Here is a 14,780-nt window from a genome sequence, read left to right on the forward strand (position 1 = left end):
TCTTATTATATCAAAAAATGGTCTAAAAATCCTTCTAAACCATCTTTTTTTTTAATTTTTAAATCAAGTTAGCTTCTTGAAGAGCTGCTTGTACTGTCTCAAGTGGTAAATGGGTCAACTCGGTCCCTTTTTCATGATAGAGATACTGGGCGTAGTCGTCCATACGGTACTGGTTAATATAAACGACACGCTCACATCCTACCTGAAGTAATTGCTTGGTGCAGTTGAGACAAGGAAAATGAGTAACGTAAGCTGTAAATCCTTTTGGAACGCCACGTTCGGCTCCTTGTAAAATAGCATTAACCTCAGCATGAAGGGTACGGACACAGTGACCTTCAATCACCAAACAGTCATGGTCAATACAATGCTCTGTTCCTGATACAGAGCCATTATAACCTGTTGAAATCACCTTATTATCCTTGACTAAAACAGCTCCTACCTTAGCGCGTTTACAGGTTGAACGATTGGCAATCAATAGAGCTTGAGCAGCAAAATACTCATCCCAAGCCAGTCTTTTTTCAGTCATCTCTTTTCTCCTTTTTCTCTATTTTTTAAAAAATGGTAGGCGTAAATCTGCAATTTTTTCAGCAGGAACCTTCATTCCATCCTTAATCCATTTAAGCAAAACTGATACGATGGCAGAACTCCAAAAAGAATGCAGGTAAGAGCTGACTCCTTTTGATTTTCCATAGTATTTTTCTAAAAATTCTTGCATGGCTTGCACAAATATTTTTTCCAAGTGGTAGTCCAAGGCAAGCTGAATGACCTTAGCCTCTTTCTTGGCTTCTCTAAAGAGGCGAACCCAAACCAGATAGAGGTCCGTTTTAACATCGTAATGGCTCAATTGCTCCATAATGTTATGGACGCTTCGTTTAAAGACACTTTCTAAAATCTCTTCTTTGGAGTCATAGTTTCGATAAAAGGCTGCACGGGAAACACCAGCACGTTTGACCAACTCAGAAATGCTAATCTTTGTCAATTCCTTTTTCTCCAAAAGTTGCAAGAGAGCTGTTTCGATAGCTTCTCTGGTCAGTAAATTGGATTCTTGATTGGATTTTCTGAGATTTTCAAGTGAATTTTCGGAAATTCTTCGTTCGGCCATAACACTTCCTTTCTACTTGTGACAACAGAGTGACGAAACTTTTGTTTTAAGCATTTTCATGATATAATTGTAGAAAAAGACAGAACCTTTGTCAATGTATAAGTGACAAAGATGGAGAATTTCTATGACTTGGAAGATTGTGGCAGATTCTGGTTGTGATTATCGTCAATTACCTACTCCTGCGATTGACACTGAATTTGTAAGTGTTCCTTTAACCATTCAAGTGGCTGATCAAGTCTTTATTGACGATGCTAGTCTTGATATTGACAAAATGATGGAAACCATGTATGCAACTTCTGAAGCTTCAAAATCAGCTTGTCCTAGCCCTGATGATTACTTGCGAGCATTTGAAGGGGCAAAACATATTTTTGTAGTGACCATTACCGGAACTCTTTCTGGTAGTCAAAACAGCGCTCAATTAGCTAAGAATCTCTATCTCGAAGAACATCCTGATACTCAGATTCATGTTATTGACAGCTTGTCTGCTGGTGGGGAAGTTGATCTAATCGTTGAGAAAATCAATGATTTGATTGACCAAGGACTTTCTTTTGAAGAAGTGGTTAATGCTATTACTGCTTACCAAGAAAAAACTAAGTTATTGTTCGTTCTCGCTAAGGTTGATAATCTGGTTAAGAATGGTCGCTTGAGTAAACTGATCGGTACAGTTGTTGGGCTCCTCAATATTCGTATGGTTGGGGAAGCAAGTGAAACTGGAACCTTGGAACTCCTCCAAAAGGCTCGTGGTGCTAAAAAATCTCTTCAAGCTACCTATGAAGAATTAATTAAAGCTGGCTATGCTGGTGGACGTATCGTCATGGCTCACCGCAGTAATGATAAATTCTGCCAACAGCTCTCTGAACGTGTGCGTGAAACATTCCCACAAGCTGATATTAAGGTTCTCCCAACTTCTGGCCTCTGCAGTTTTTATGCAGAAGAGGGTGGACTCCTCATGGGATATGAAATTGACTAATTTATATAAGACAGAGGTCGGGATTCAATGTCCCGACCTCAATTTTTATCAGCAATTATCTTTTCTACTGTAGCTGAGTAGACTTTTGTGGCTCTTTTCGGATCCACAAAACTATTTTACTGACAATTTTATCTTGTCAATTCATAAGATTCAACAAACCACTGACTTATTAAAAATTCGTGGGACTAGGTAAGTAAAACTTGATCTACCGATTTCTGTCCCTCCGTCTTTTTTATGGTACAATACTTTTATGAAATATTTTGACACTATTGTAATCGGGGGAGGCCCGGCTGGTATGATGGCTACGATTTCAAGTAGCTTTTATGGCCAGAAAACCCTTCTCATCGAAAAAAATCGAAAACTCGGAAAAAAATTAGCTGGTACTGGTGGTGGGCGCTGCAACGTAACCAACAATGGAACTCTAGATGACCTATTAGCTGGCATCCCTGGAAATGGCCGCTTTCTATACAGTGTCTTTTCCCAGTTTGATAACCATGATATCATCAACTTTTTTACGGAGAATGGAGTCAAACTCAAGGTCGAAGACCATGGCCGCGTCTTTCCAGCCAGTGACAAATCTCGGACCATTATCGAAGCACTGGAAAAGAAAATCATGGAGCTAGGTGGGCAAGTTGCCACTCAAACGGAGATTGTTTCGGTTAAAAAGATTGACGACCAGTTTGTCCTGAAATCACCAGACCAGACCTTTACTTGTGATAAACTCATCGTCACAACTGGTGGAAAATCCTATCCTTCTACTGGCTCTACTGGTTTTGGTCATGAGATTGCTCGCCATTTCAAACACACCATTACCGAGCTTGAAGCTGCTGAAAGTCCATTGTTGACTGATTTCCCGCATAAGGCCTTGCAGGGAATTTCCCTAGACGATGTGACCCTAAGCTATGGCAAGCATGTCATCACTCATGACCTGCTCTTTACCCACTTTGGTTTATCAGGTCCCGCTGCTCTTCGTATGTCTAGTTTTGTCAAGGGTGGTGAGGTACTTTCCTTAGACACTTTGCCTCAGCTTTCTGAGAGAGAATTAGTTGACTTTTTAGAAGAAAACCGGGAAAAATCCTTGAAAAATGCCTTGAAGACTTTGCTCCCTGAACGCTTGGCAGAATTCTTTGTTCAATGCTATCCTGAAAAAGTTAAACAGCTAACTGAAAAGGAACGCGACCAACTTGTCCAGTCTATCAAAGCTCTTAAAATTCCAGTAACTGGCAAAATGTCCCTTGCTAAATCCTTTGTTACCAAAGGTGGCGTTAGTCTCAAGGAAATCAATCCTAAAACGCTGGAAAGCAAACTGGTTCCTGGCCTTCACTTTGCAGGAGAGGTCCTAGATATCAATGCCCACACAGGTGGATTTAACATCACTTCTGCCCTCTGTACTGGCTGGGTGGCAGGCTCAAACTTAATCTATAAATGATTTAGTATCTAAGGATGTTAGATAAGAAAGGAACTACTTTGGAACATATTATCTTACTAAGGGGAGTTACTCCTAATGGAAAAAATGCTATCCCTAAAATGTCTTATCTAGTAGATATCTTGATAGAGGCTGATTTTCAACACGTTCGAACCTATATTCAAAGTGGGAATATCATTCTTGAAAGTGACTTATCTCTGGAAGAAATACGAGAACAGGTTCACACTCTAATAAAGGAAAAAATTGGTGCTGATTTAAAAATGGTAATCAAGAACAAAAATGATTTTGCAAAAATTGTCCAAGAAAACCCATTTGGAAAACACTATCTTTTTGACCGAATACATGTGATCCTTTTTCAAAATGATATCCAAAGTCTACCATTAGAAAAATTGGATAGTGACTATGGTGAAGAAGAAATTTGTATCGGCAACCATTGTCTTTACCTCTATCTCCCTAGAACTGCAAAACGAAAAAAACTTAATACCAACTATCTTGAAAAGCTGTTCAGCGTTGATCTGACCATGCGAAAGTTAAACGTGGTAGAAAAATTACTAACAAAATAGGAAAAATAATATGAGCAGAAGAGAATCAGTCGAATTTGTCAACATGTGCTTGATTAAAAATGGGGACAAGGTCCTCGTTCAAGACCGAGTTAGTCCTAACTGGCCTGGCATTACTTTTCCTGGTGGTCATGTTGAACGTGGCGAATCCTTTGTCGATGCTGTCATTCGAGAAGTGAAAGAAGAAACTGGCCTGACCATTTCTAAACCCCAACTCCGTGGTATCAAAGACTGGTATGATGACGAGGACTATCGTTATGTTGTCCTCTTTTACAAAACAGAACACTTTACTGGTGAGCTCCAATCTTCAGACGAAGGAAAAGTCTGGTGGGAGGACTTTGAAAATCTATCTCATCTCAAACTAGCTACTGAGGATATGTCTGATATGCTTCGTGTTTTTTTGGAAGATGATCTCAGTGAATTCTTTTACTATAAGGATGGAGAAGACTGGTCTTACCAACTCAAATAACAGTAAATCGGCAGAGGTCACTCCGCCGATTTTATCTTATCTAATCTTCAAGCTAGGTCTGTGTCCTCCTACTAATACTAAATGAAAATCAAAGAGCAAACTAGAAAGCTAGCCGCAGTCTGCTCAAAGTACAGCTTTGAGGTTGCAGATAGAACTGACGAAGTCAGCTCAAAATACTATTTTGAGGTTGCAGATGGAAGCTGACGTGGTTTGAAGAGATTTTCGAAGAGTATAAAATTCTGTCACCAGCTTTGTCAACCTTAGCTTAGTCTTTGAGTTTTATCGAGTTTGTGTGCTTACATAGTGGGCAATGACATCTGATGTGTACTGGGCTGTTCCCTGTCCAAACTTATCAAGGTTTTCCTTAAACTCTGGATTATAGACATAGCCTTTTCCGATATAACCAAAGACCTCGATAGAACAGTCAAATCCATAAGTACGGATGGCTTGCAATAGCTTAGCTACCTCTTCTTGGTTTTCAGATGCTGTTACAGGTAGACTATCTCGAAGATTTTGTGCCATGGCTTGAAAGACTTGGTTGAAGGCAGCCGTAGCTTCGTCTTCGTGACCTTTTTGGCGCTCGAGCGCTTGATCCATGATTTCTTGGCCATACTTGTCTACAGCCTCTTGGTGGTATTTTTGATTGTCTTGATAGCTAAATCCAGTGAATTTTTCCTCAATAGTCATTTTTCTTTCTCCTTTTTGTTCTTGAATGGTTTTTTGCAAGGTTGAAATCAAGGTATCCAGATGTTCCCTTTCTCGAGTCAAATAGTCCAACTGCCTGGTCAAATGAGGCAATAAATTTTTCCTTTCTTCCTTTAATAGCTCTGCTATCTTTTCTAAAGAAAAGCCTAGATATTTGTAATAAAGAATAACCTGAAGGCGTTCCAAATCCTCCTGACTGTAGGTTCGATAGCCATTTTCCGACTTTAAAGGAACCAAGAGTCCTATCTTATCATAATGGTAGAGGGTCTTGACGGAGACACCTGAAAGTTGCGCAGCTTCTTTGATATGGTACATGATTTCCTCCTCACATAAATAGTATATACCCTCCCCTTTGAGGAGAGTCAAGTATTTTATCATATTTTTTATAAAAACATGAAAATCGCTTTCTTGACAGACTTGAAAAATCATGATAGGATAATCAAGTCTATCAATCAAAGAATAAGCTCAAAAGAGCAATTGAGAGAAGGCTATTTGACAACTCAAGTAGCCTTTCATTATTTAGAAATAGATTGGAGTTTAACAATGTCTGAAAAATCGCAATGGGGCTCAAAACTAGGCTTTATCCTTGCATCTGCAGGTTCTGCTATTGGTCTTGGGGCCGTTTGGAAGTTCCCTTACATGACTGCTGCCAATGGTGGGGGAGGTTTTTTACTGGTCTTTCTCATCTCGACACTATTGATTGGATTTCCACTTCTCTTGGCTGAGTTTGCCCTCGGTCGGTGCGCTGGCGTGTCAGCAATCAAAACCTTTGGAAAACTTGGCAACAATAGCAAATACAATTTTATCGGTTGGATCGGTGCCTTTGCCCTTTTCATCCTCTTATCCTTTTACAGTGTTATCGGGGGATGGGTTTTAGTTTATCTAGGTATCGCTATTGCTAAAGCCTTCCAAGTTGGGATTAGCAGTGATTATGCCCAACTCTTTACAGACATCATTTCAAATCCTTGGATTGCCCTTGGGTCTCAAACTCTTTTTATCTTCCTCAACATCTTTATCGTATCTAAGGGAGTCCAAAAAGGAATTGAAAGAGCATCTAAGGTCATGATGCCCCTGCTATTTATCATCTTTGTCATTATTATCGGGCGCTCTCTTAGCTTGCCAAATGCCATGGAAGGTGTGGTTTACTTCCTCAAACCTGACTTTTCAAAACTGACAAGTGCTGGTTTCCTCTATGCTCTAGGACAGTCATTCTTTGCTTTGTCCCTCGGGGTTACGGCCATGTTGACCTATGCTTCTTACCTAGATAAGAAAACCAATCTGGTCCAATCAGGTATGTCTATCGTTGCCATGAACATTTCTGTATCGATCATGGCAGGACTAGCTATTTTCCCAGCTATGTCAGCCTTCAATATCCAGTCTGAAGGTGGTCCGAGTCTCCTCTTTATCGTCTTGCCCCAACTCTTTGACAAGATGCCTTTTGGTACGATTTTCTACATCCTCTTTCTCTTGCTCTTCCTCTTTGCGACGGTCACTTCTTCTGTCGTTATGCTGGAAATTAATGTTGGAAATATCACTGACCAAGATAACGAAAAACGTAATAAATGGAGTCTTATTTTAGGTATCTTGACCTTTATCTTTGGTATCCCTTCGGCCCTATCCTACGGTGTCATGGCGGATGTTCAAATCTTTGGGAAAACCTTCTTTGATGCTATGGATTTCTTGGTTTCCAACCTCTTCATGCCATTCGGCGCCCTCTGCTTGTCTCTCTTTACAGGCTATATTTTCAAAAAGGCACTGGCAATGGAGGAACTCCATCTTGATGAAACACCTTGGAAACAAGGACTTTTCCAAGTCTGGCTCTTCCTTCTTCGTTTCATCATTCCAATTATCATCATTGTGGTCTTTATCGCCCAATTTATGTAAATACAAAAAAGGACTTGAGTAATGAACTCAGGCCCTTTCTTTTTATGGATGACTAACAATCAATTCTAGACCTTGACCTTCCAAAGTCCATGCTTCAACATCGCTTGGTAGGATAAAGTGACTACCTTTTTGGATTGGATAGTTCTTTCCATCAACAGTTAGTTGACCTTGGCCAGCTAAGACACTAAACAAGCTATAATCAGCTGTCTTCTCAAAATCAACTTTTCCAGTAATTTCCCACTTGTAAACTGCGAAGAATTCATTGGATACAAGGAGAGTTGAACGCAAATCATCTGCTTTGACTGTTACAGGACGGCTATTTGCAGGCTCACCGATATTTAAAACATCGATGGATTTTTCAAGATGAAGCTCGCGCAAGTTGCCATTATCATCCCTACGGTCAAAGTCATAAACACGGTAGGTTGTATCACTAGACTGTTGCGTTTCAAGAATTAAGATACCTGCACCGATAGCATGCATAGTTCCACTTGGAACATAGAAGAAATCCCCAGCCTTAACAGGAACCTTTGTCAGCAAGGCATCCCAGTTCTTGTCTTCGATTTGCTGACGGAGTTCTTCTTTTGATTTGGCATTGTGGCCATAGATAATCTCAGAACCTTCATCTGCGGCGATGATGTACCAGCACTCTGTTTTTCCGAGTTCGCCTTCATGCTCTAGTCCGTAGGCATCGTCTGGATGAACTTGAACACTGAGCCAGTCATTAGCATCAAGGATTTTGGTCAAAAGTGGAAATACTGGCTCTGGACGGTTGCCAAACAATTCACGGTGTTCCGCATACAAAGTAGCGAGGTCGATTCCCTCAAAGCGACCATTGGCTACCTTGGAAACACCATTTGGGTGAGCTGAGATTGCCCAATATTCACCAATCTTTTCGCTCGGGATGTCATAGCCAAACTCATCACGTAGTTTAGTCCCACCCCAGATTTTTTCTTGCATAACGGAATTTAAAAATAATGGTTCTGACATGTCGATCTCCTGTCTGATTTTTCTCCCCTCATTATAGCAAAAAGCTAGGTCTAATTGAACTCTTTTTCACATCTTATAAAGTAGGGAGAAGATTTTGTAAAAATAGTGAATAAATGTGTTCTACTCAATGCTTGCACCATTGCTGGCAATGACGTCCTTGTACCAGTAGAAGGATTTCTTTTTACTACGTTTGAGAGTCCCATTTCCTGCATTGCCTCGATCAACATAGATAAAGCCATAGCGCTTGTTCATTTCGCCTGTTCCAGCCGAAACCATCCGGAAAAGTCAGTTTTTCGGTCATAAGTCTACTCAACTTTCTTATTTGCTTGTTCATTTACTTATATTATAGCTCATTCTGAAACCTTTTCTTATAAAATACTGTGACATACTGATACTATTCTACTATTTAAGTTGATCAGATTGTTTTTTAAAAAATTATCCTCTCGAAAAAGCAAATAGCCTCCCCGGAAACAAAAAAAGAAGACTGAAAACTAGTCTCCTCTGTTCCTTTTAAATCAAAGCTGTGATAGCGGTTACTAGGCCAAAAATAATACCTGGTGCATTCGCTGCTGCAAGGGGGATATCTCTTTCTTTTTTGAAAAGACCGTAGTAGACCCATAGACTACAGTTGATCGCTGCAACCAAGGGCTCAATGAAATTTCCTTTTTGACCAGCCAGATTGTCCATGATTTGTGGGAAGTAAGACATATACATCATAACAGACATAAAGGTCGCTACCCAACCTAACATTTTCATTTGTTTTTCAGTTATTTTCAAAACCTATTTCATTTTTACTGAATCTTATTTTATAATCTTCTTTCAAAACAATCAAGACTTTGAAGCTTTTGTTATAAAGATGTAAACTATCACAATCTTGTGAGAAGAAAGTGGGAACAGAAAAAAGACTGGATTGCTCCGATCTGTTTAGTCAATCAAATATTAGAAAATGAATACTCCTTTTCAATGAATCGATTGATGGTAAATAAGCTGTTAGAAATTATTGACAGTATCGAAATTTTCTAGTAAAATGAATTTTGTTAATACCTAAATGGTGTGTAATTTTCTATCAACATAGTCAGGAGAAAAGGAACTTATGCTAAAAAAATTTAATGAATTGTCACTGAAAGATAAGGCTTATCTAATTGGCGGTTTGATCTTATTAGTCATTGTGATCTGCTTTGGTCTGCTCAATCGTCAAACAGTAACTGTCAGTCTTGTCTTTACACAACTATCTGCTTCCTTGATTTTGGTGATTTTTACTTGTCTAGTAATCGGGATCATTGTTGGTAGTGCTATTGGTTTTAGCTATCACCATGGCAAGACTCAAGAGCTGAAAAGCCGCATTGCTGAAGCAGAAACGACTATCCATAAAAAAGACAAGGAGCTTCTCCAGTACAAGGAACAGGTGCAACAATTAAAACAGGAAGCCAAACAATAAGTGTAGAAATCATAACCACCCGTCAGCGGGTGGTTTTTTGTCTCGCACCTAATGGAACGAGACGGACTGAAAATCGCATAACAGAAAAAAAACCGGATTGCTCCGATCTTTCAATAGTTCATATTCTCACATTCTGTTTTAAGAATAGTTAAGGTTATCTTCAAATGACTAAGCCCCTTATTTCATACGATAAAAATCAAGCACTAGACCAGCAGGACCTTTAACTAATAAGGACTCTGTTCCCCAATCCGTTTCACAAGGACCGTGTAAAATCTCGACACCTCTCTCTTTTAAACGTTGGTAATTCTGCTCTAGATCCTCAATCTCAATGTGAAGAATGATACCTGACTGAAAATCTTCCAAAGGAATCAAATGATTTTGGGACAACATTAGACAATGACTGCCAATCGTGAACTGAGCAAAGCCTTGATCAACATAATCTGCCTGTTTATCCAAAATACGCTCCAAGTCAGCACAGACTTGAGGAATACTTGAAACGATGATATCTAATTGATTTAAATTCATTTACTATTCTCCATAAAAAGACCGGATTGCTCCGATCTTTTTAAGTTTCACTCTATGAAAATCAAAGAATAAATTCTACAAATTTAAAATTTGATTTTCGACGAGAGAAATTATTTAATTGCGCGTGATTGCAATCCTTCTTCTTCCAAGAAGAGACGGAATGGTACGAGTTCTTCTGCTTCGTATTTTTCCTTGAAGGCCTTGATTGCTTCTTCTGAGTGTTGTTTTGGATCCAACTCAAGAACTTCTACTGGAAGTGGACGGTGTTGTGTGATGCGCGCATCGATGACAACTGTCTTACCTTCTTTGTTCAATTTAACAGCTTCTGCAACAACTGCATCGATATCTTCGATACGGTTTACTGTAAATCCAACAGCTCCTTGTGCTTCAGCGATTTTAGCGTAGTCAGCGTTTGTGAAGTCTACACCAAACAAGTGTTTGTTTGTATCTTCGTATTTGTTCTTGATGAAGGCATACTCATCGTTTGTAAAGACAACGTTGATAACTGGAAGGTTGTATTGAACGTTAGTAATAACATCTGGATAAACCATGTTGAAAGCTCCGTCACCCATGATGTTCCATACTTGGCGATCTGGGTTGTCCTTCTTAGCAGCGATACCACCAGGGATAGCGATACCCATTGTTGCAAAGAGTGGAGATGTACGCCACATATTCTTAGGAGTCATGTGAAGGTGACGAGTTGATGTTTGAGTAGAGTTACCGACGTCGATTGAGTAGATAGCGTCTTGATCAGCATGTTTGTTGATTGCATTGTAAACTTGATACAATTGCAATTCACCCTCAGTTTTACCTTCGAGTTTGTTCATGTAATCACGCCAGTTTCGGTTGTTCTTCACGTTTGCACGCCACCATGGAGTAGATTCAACTGGGTTCACTTTGTCAAGGATAGCTTTAGCTGCTTGACCTGCGTCACCAAGGATTGAAGCGTCTAGGGCGTGACGTTTACCAAGTTTGTAAGGGTCAATATCAACTTGGATGAATTTTTCAGTGTTTTTGAATGCTTCGTATACTTCAGCAAATGGGAAGTTTGATCCAAGGAAAAGAACTGTATCTGCTTCAAAGACCACTTCGTTGGCTGGTTTCCAACCAACACGGTAAGCAGAACCTGTCAAACCTTCATAGTTCCATTCGAAAGCTTCAAAGTTTTTACCAGTTGTGATGATTGGTGCTTTGATTTTACGTGACAATTCAGTGATCACTTCACCAGCTTTAACACCACCGTAACCAGCATAGATCACTGGACGTTCAGCATTGTTCAAGATTTCAACAGCTTTGTCGATTTCAACTTCGTTCAAAGCAGGAGCGATGAATGAACGCTCGTATGAACCTGATCCATAGTATGAGTTTTCGTCGATTTCTTGGAAACCGAAGTTTACTGGAATTTCAACGACAGCTGGACCTTTTTTAGAAACGGCAGCACGGCAAGCTTCGTCAATCACTTTTGGTAATTGCTCTGCGTAAGCTACACGTTTGTTGTAAACAGCGATACCGTTGTACATTGGGTTTTGGTTCAATTCTTGGAAGGCATCCATGTTCAATTCGTTAACTGGACGTGATCCAAGGATCGCTAGGAATGGAGTGTTATCCATTGCTGCATCGTAAACACCATTAATCAAGTGAGTCGCACCAGGTCCACCTGAACCAACTGCAACACCGATTGAGCCGCCAAATTTCGCTTGCATAACAGCGGCAAGAGCACCTGTTTCTTCGTGGCGAACTTGCAAGAAACGGATATCTTTGTCTTCAGCCAAAGCGTCCATAAGTGAGCTAAGTGTTCCTGATGGGATACCGTAGATAGTATCTACGCCCCATGTTTTCAATACGTTAAGCATTGCTGCAGATGCAGTAATTTTCCCTTGAGTCATAATGATAACTCTCCTTAAAAGTTAATTTGATGAATAATAAAAGCGCTTTTATATGTTTTTTGAAAACGATTCAGTAAATTTACACTCCTAATTTATCACATTTACTTATAGTTTCATAAGAATGTGCTCAGAAACTTTCATTCTCTATTACAGTACAGATTGAAAACGTTTTGAAAATCTGTTTTAGAATAGCAAAAAAGCGGTTAAGACCGCCTTTTTAATCGACTTTAGTAAAATTAAGCATGAGAGAGCTGATTAAAACAGATACTGAACTAAAGGCCATGGCCAATCCTGCAAGTTCTGGATTGAGTACCAAACCAAGACCAGAAAACACTCCTGCTGCAATCGGAATACCAATGAGGTTATAGATAGAAGCCCAGAAAAGATTGAGTAGAATACGATTAAAGGTCTTCTTACTCATATCAAAAGCACGTGCCAATCCTAGTAAATTGTTGGTTGTAAGGACAAGATCTGCTGATTCAATGGCAATATCTGTCCCAGAGCCCATGGCAATTCCGACATCCGCTACACTGAGGGCCGGCGCATCATTGATGCCATCTCCAACAAAGGCCAATTTGCCATTCTTTTGAAGCTTGTGAATTTCATGTGCCTTTTCCTCTGGCAAGACATTTGCGATCACTTCTTCGATTCCAATTTGGCTTGCAATGGCATGGGCTACTCCAGCATTATCTCCTGTAAGCATAACCGTTCTAAGACCGCGTTTTTTCAATTTAGCAATAGCTTCTTTGGCATTTTCCTTAGGGACATCCTGTAAGGCAATTAAGCCTTTTAACTCACCATCCACGGATAGGAAGACAACTGTTTTTGCTTCTTTCTCAAGCAAATCAAATCGTTCTTGATAATCATGTGGAATTGCAAGATCATCTAAGAGTTTGGCATTCCCCAGCAAGACTTGTTTACTATTAATAATCCCAGTCACACCTTTTCCATGCAAGGCTTGGAAGTTTTCCACTGGGTAAAGGCTAATTCCTAGTTCAGATGCACGATTAACAACAGCTTGAGCTAGCGGGTGTTGAGATACATCTTCCAGTGAAGCAGCCAAGCTGAGCACTTCTCTTTCATCACCAATAACATCTGTCACTACTGGCTTCCCTTCGGTCAAGGTTCCTGTCTTATCAAAAACAACCGTTTGGACTTTTTGAATTTCCTGTAAAACTGTACCATTTTTGAGAAGAATTCCCATCTTGGCACTTCGTCCTGTTCCAACCATGAGTGCTGTCGGTGTCGCAAGTCCAAGAGCACAAGGGCAGGCAATAATCAAGACTGCTACTCCATAAAGAAGGGAAGTCACAAAGCTTTCACCAAGCAAAACAAACCAGACCCAAAAAGTAAGAAGTCCTAAAATGACAACTGCTGGTACAAAAATCCCAGAAATCTTGTCTGTCAAATCTTGAATAGGAGCACGACTTGTTTGAGCTTTCTTCACAAAGTCTACAATCTGAGCCAACATTGTTTCAGAACCTACTTTTTCAGCTCTAAAAATGATCGTACCACTATTATTGATGGTTGATCCAATAACAGCATCTCCAACTGATTTATCGACTGGAATACTTTCCCCAGTTACCATTGATTCATCAATACTCGTTTCACCTTCTAACACAGTCCCATCAACGGCAATTTTTTCACCTGGTCGAACGCGAATGAGATCCCCAACTTTGACTTGTTCTAGAGGGATTTGAACATAAACATCATCACGCAAAACCTCTGCTGTTTTGGCTTGTAGGTCTAATAATTTTTCGACTGCCTGCGAAGTATTTTTTCGCATTTTTTCCTCAAAAACTGCTCCCAAAAGAATGAAGAAGAGGATAAATGCAGCACTTTCAAAGTAAACGGGCAGACCAGTGAAGAGGGCAACTAAGCTATAGAAATAGGCCACTAGGGTTCCCAGAGCAACCAAGGTATCCATGTTGGAATTGTGCTTTTTAAAACTAGCCCAGGCGCTTCTGATATATGGAACTCCAGCTACCAGCATAATGGGTGTTGTGGCTAAAAAGGTGCCCCAACGCATGACTTGGTGATTAATTCCTCCTGTAGACATCCCAATCATGAGAATCACAAGAGGCATAGTAAAGATACTAGTAATCCAAAAACGTTGTAAAAGGCTTAGAGATTTTTGAGTCTTCTCAACTACAGTATAACTCCCCTTCTGCATCTTCATGCCGCATGAAAATTCATGCTCACCCAACTCTTGAGGAGTAAAACGAATGACTTTTTCCTCATCTTGAGCGATTGGTTCTAGGATTCCTTCTTCTTCGAAGAGAATCTCCTTATAGCAGTTTGATGGTGTCACACGGTGAAAGGTAATCTCAGCAGGAACTCCTTTTTGTAGTTGAATATGGGCTGGATGATAGCCTTTTTCTGCTGTAATACGAATTTTTTGCACACCATTTTCAAGGCTTGCTTTTACAATTTCAGTCATATCATTCTCCTATTCTACAATCATCTTACCGTGCATCATATTCATGCCACAAGAGAAACCATATTCTCCTGCTTCTTCAGGAGTAATTTCAACCACATATTGGTCTCCCATAGGCAGATCAGCATGCACACCAAAGTCTGGGAAAACGATTTGGTCCAAGCAAGGTGAAGGATCTTTTCGATCGAAAATAATGCGAGCTGGTTGCGATTTTTTGAGGATAATAGTTCCTGGAGTGTAGCCCCCCATGACTTCCACACGAATCTCCTGATAGCCATTTTTTTGCTGGGCTCTCTTAGCATCTTCTTGCGGTTTTTTGAAAAACCAAAAGAGGATAAAAGCAATCATTCCTAAAACAACAATAGATACAAATAGATTTAACATAGCGTCT

General features: G+C 40.0%; 15 protein-coding genes and 1 pseudogene. 6 read left to right on the forward strand and 10 right to left on the reverse strand.

Annotated elements, in window-relative coordinates; genetic code table 11:
* Positions 1 to 58: 58 nt before the first annotated feature.
* On the reverse strand, positions 59 to 526 hold the full coding sequence (locus HMPREF2987_RS02815; RefSeq protein WP_075229249.1) for a deoxycytidylate deaminase: 468 nt from the start codon (positions 524 to 526) through the stop codon (positions 59 to 61).
* 18 nt (positions 527 to 544) lie between these two features.
* Positions 545 to 1,102, reverse strand: a complete 558-nt coding sequence (locus HMPREF2987_RS02820) for a TetR/AcrR family transcriptional regulator (protein ID WP_000840875.1) — start codon at positions 1,100 to 1,102, stop codon at positions 545 to 547.
* A gap of 124 nt (positions 1,103 to 1,226) precedes the next feature.
* Between HMPREF2987_RS02820 and HMPREF2987_RS02825 the strand changes: the two genes are divergently transcribed.
* The 4 genes from HMPREF2987_RS02825 (at position 1,227) to HMPREF2987_RS02840 (ending at position 4,527) form a co-directional block, all read left to right on the forward strand.
* The gene (locus HMPREF2987_RS02825; protein ID WP_075227127.1) at positions 1,227 to 2,072 is read left to right on the forward strand and encodes a DegV family protein; all 846 of its coding nucleotides are present in this window, start codon (positions 1,227 to 1,229) and stop codon (positions 2,070 to 2,072) included.
* 250 nt (positions 2,073 to 2,322) lie between these two features.
* On the forward strand, positions 2,323 to 3,501 hold the full coding sequence (locus HMPREF2987_RS02830) for an aminoacetone oxidase (RefSeq protein WP_075229250.1): 1,179 nt from the start codon (positions 2,323 to 2,325) through the stop codon (positions 3,499 to 3,501).
* Between the two features lie 38 nt (positions 3,502 to 3,539).
* A complete protein-coding gene (locus tag HMPREF2987_RS02835) occupies positions 3,540 to 4,061 on the forward strand; it encodes a DUF1697 domain-containing protein (protein WP_075229251.1) in 522 nt (173 codons plus the stop codon).
* 10 nt (positions 4,062 to 4,071) lie between these two features.
* Positions 4,072 to 4,527 (forward strand): 8-oxo-dGTP diphosphatase, encoded by a 456-nt coding sequence (locus HMPREF2987_RS02840; RefSeq protein WP_075229252.1) that lies wholly within the window; start codon positions 4,072 to 4,074, stop codon positions 4,525 to 4,527.
* Positions 4,528 to 4,806: 279 nt separating this feature from the next.
* Here the strand turns inward: HMPREF2987_RS02840 and HMPREF2987_RS02845 are convergent, their stop codons facing one another.
* Positions 4,807 to 5,547 (reverse strand): MerR family transcriptional regulator, encoded by a 741-nt coding sequence (locus tag HMPREF2987_RS02845; RefSeq protein WP_075229253.1) that lies wholly within the window; start codon positions 5,545 to 5,547, stop codon positions 4,807 to 4,809.
* Positions 5,548 to 5,775: 228 nt separating this feature from the next.
* Between HMPREF2987_RS02845 and HMPREF2987_RS02850 the strand changes: the two genes are divergently transcribed.
* Complete coding sequence (locus HMPREF2987_RS02850) at positions 5,776 to 7,116, forward strand: sodium-dependent transporter (RefSeq protein WP_075229375.1); 1,341 nt, start codon at positions 5,776 to 5,778, stop codon at positions 7,114 to 7,116.
* A 42-nt stretch (positions 7,117 to 7,158) separates the two neighbouring features.
* Here HMPREF2987_RS02850 and manA read toward each other — a convergent pair whose 3' ends face one another.
* The 3 genes and pseudogenes from manA to HMPREF2987_RS02860 all read right to left on the reverse strand — a co-directional run bounded on the left by manA (position 7,159) and on the right by HMPREF2987_RS02860 (position 8,874).
* Positions 7,159 to 8,103 carry a mannose-6-phosphate isomerase, class I gene (manA, locus tag HMPREF2987_RS02855; RefSeq protein ID WP_075229254.1) on the reverse strand — a complete coding sequence of 315 codons (945 nt, stop codon included), beginning with the start codon at positions 8,101 to 8,103 and terminating at the stop codon, positions 7,159 to 7,161.
* A 120-nt stretch (positions 8,104 to 8,223) separates the two neighbouring features.
* Positions 8,224 to 8,379: pseudogene (locus tag HMPREF2987_RS10255) on the reverse strand (family 1 glycosylhydrolase); the annotation flags it as partial.
* Positions 8,380 to 8,613: 234 nt separating this feature from the next.
* A complete protein-coding gene (locus HMPREF2987_RS02860; RefSeq protein WP_025170330.1) occupies positions 8,614 to 8,874 on the reverse strand; it encodes a SemiSWEET family transporter in 261 nt (86 codons plus the stop codon).
* Positions 8,875 to 9,196: 322 nt separating this feature from the next.
* On the opposite strand from HMPREF2987_RS02860, the gene HMPREF2987_RS02865 reads away from it, so the two are divergent.
* Entirely contained in the window at positions 9,197 to 9,541 is a 345-nt protein-coding gene (locus tag HMPREF2987_RS02865) for a LapA family protein (RefSeq protein ID WP_075229255.1), read from the forward strand.
* 177 nt (positions 9,542 to 9,718) lie between these two features.
* Here the strand turns inward: HMPREF2987_RS02865 and HMPREF2987_RS02870 are convergent, their stop codons facing one another.
* The 4 genes from HMPREF2987_RS02870 to HMPREF2987_RS02885 all read right to left on the reverse strand — a co-directional run bounded on the left by HMPREF2987_RS02870 (position 9,719) and on the right by HMPREF2987_RS02885 (position 14,773).
* Positions 9,719 to 10,066 (reverse strand): VOC family protein, encoded by a 348-nt coding sequence (locus HMPREF2987_RS02870; RefSeq protein WP_020901924.1) that lies wholly within the window; start codon positions 10,064 to 10,066, stop codon positions 9,719 to 9,721.
* Between the two features lie 110 nt (positions 10,067 to 10,176).
* Complete coding sequence (gene spxB, locus HMPREF2987_RS02875; protein ID WP_075229256.1) at positions 10,177 to 11,952, reverse strand: pyruvate oxidase; 1,776 nt, start codon at positions 11,950 to 11,952, stop codon at positions 10,177 to 10,179.
* Positions 11,953 to 12,169: 217 nt separating this feature from the next.
* On the reverse strand, positions 12,170 to 14,392 hold the full coding sequence (locus tag HMPREF2987_RS02880) for a heavy metal translocating P-type ATPase (protein WP_075229257.1): 2,223 nt from the start codon (positions 14,390 to 14,392) through the stop codon (positions 12,170 to 12,172).
* 9 nt (positions 14,393 to 14,401) lie between these two features.
* Positions 14,402 to 14,773, reverse strand: coding sequence for a cupredoxin domain-containing protein (locus tag HMPREF2987_RS02885; protein ID WP_004252344.1), 372 nt, complete (start codon positions 14,771 to 14,773; stop codon positions 14,402 to 14,404).
* Positions 14,774 to 14,780: the final 7 nt, after the last annotated feature.

Source organism: Streptococcus sp. HMSC067H01, from assembly GCF_001814775.1.
Taxonomy (GTDB): Bacteria; Bacillota; Bacilli; order Lactobacillales; family Streptococcaceae; genus Streptococcus.

Coding starts and splice junctions, on each gene's coding strand:
- HMPREF2987_RS02865 (WP_075229255.1), top strand. CDS start 9,197: ATGCTAAAAAAATTTAATGAATTGTCACTGAAAGATAAGGCTTATCTA.
- HMPREF2987_RS02840 (WP_075229252.1), top strand. CDS start 4,072: ATGAGCAGAAGAGAATCAGTCGAATTTGTCAACATGTGCTTGATTAAA.
- HMPREF2987_RS02845 (WP_075229253.1), bottom strand. CDS start 5,547: ATGTACCATATCAAAGAAGCTGCGCAACTTTCAGGTGTCTCCGTCAAG.
- HMPREF2987_RS02825 (WP_075227127.1), top strand. CDS start 1,227: ATGACTTGGAAGATTGTGGCAGATTCTGGTTGTGATTATCGTCAATTA.
- spxB (WP_075229256.1), bottom strand. CDS start 11,952: ATGACTCAAGGGAAAATTACTGCATCTGCAGCAATGCTTAACGTATTG.
- HMPREF2987_RS02820 (WP_000840875.1), bottom strand. CDS start 1,102: ATGGCCGAACGAAGAATTTCCGAAAATTCACTTGAAAATCTCAGAAAA.
- manA (WP_075229254.1), bottom strand. CDS start 8,103: ATGTCAGAACCATTATTTTTAAATTCCGTTATGCAAGAAAAAATCTGG.
- HMPREF2987_RS02815 (WP_075229249.1), bottom strand. CDS start 526: ATGACTGAAAAAAGACTGGCTTGGGATGAGTATTTTGCTGCTCAAGCT.
- HMPREF2987_RS02885 (WP_004252344.1), bottom strand. CDS start 14,773: ATGTTAAATCTATTTGTATCTATTGTTGTTTTAGGAATGATTGCTTTT.
- HMPREF2987_RS02850 (WP_075229375.1), top strand. CDS start 5,776: ATGTCTGAAAAATCGCAATGGGGCTCAAAACTAGGCTTTATCCTTGCA.
- HMPREF2987_RS02870 (WP_020901924.1), bottom strand. CDS start 10,066: ATGAATTTAAATCAATTAGATATCATCGTTTCAAGTATTCCTCAAGTC.
- HMPREF2987_RS02880 (WP_075229257.1), bottom strand. CDS start 14,392: ATGACTGAAATTGTAAAAGCAAGCCTTGAAAATGGTGTGCAAAAAATT.
- HMPREF2987_RS02830 (WP_075229250.1), top strand. CDS start 2,323: ATGAAATATTTTGACACTATTGTAATCGGGGGAGGCCCGGCTGGTATG.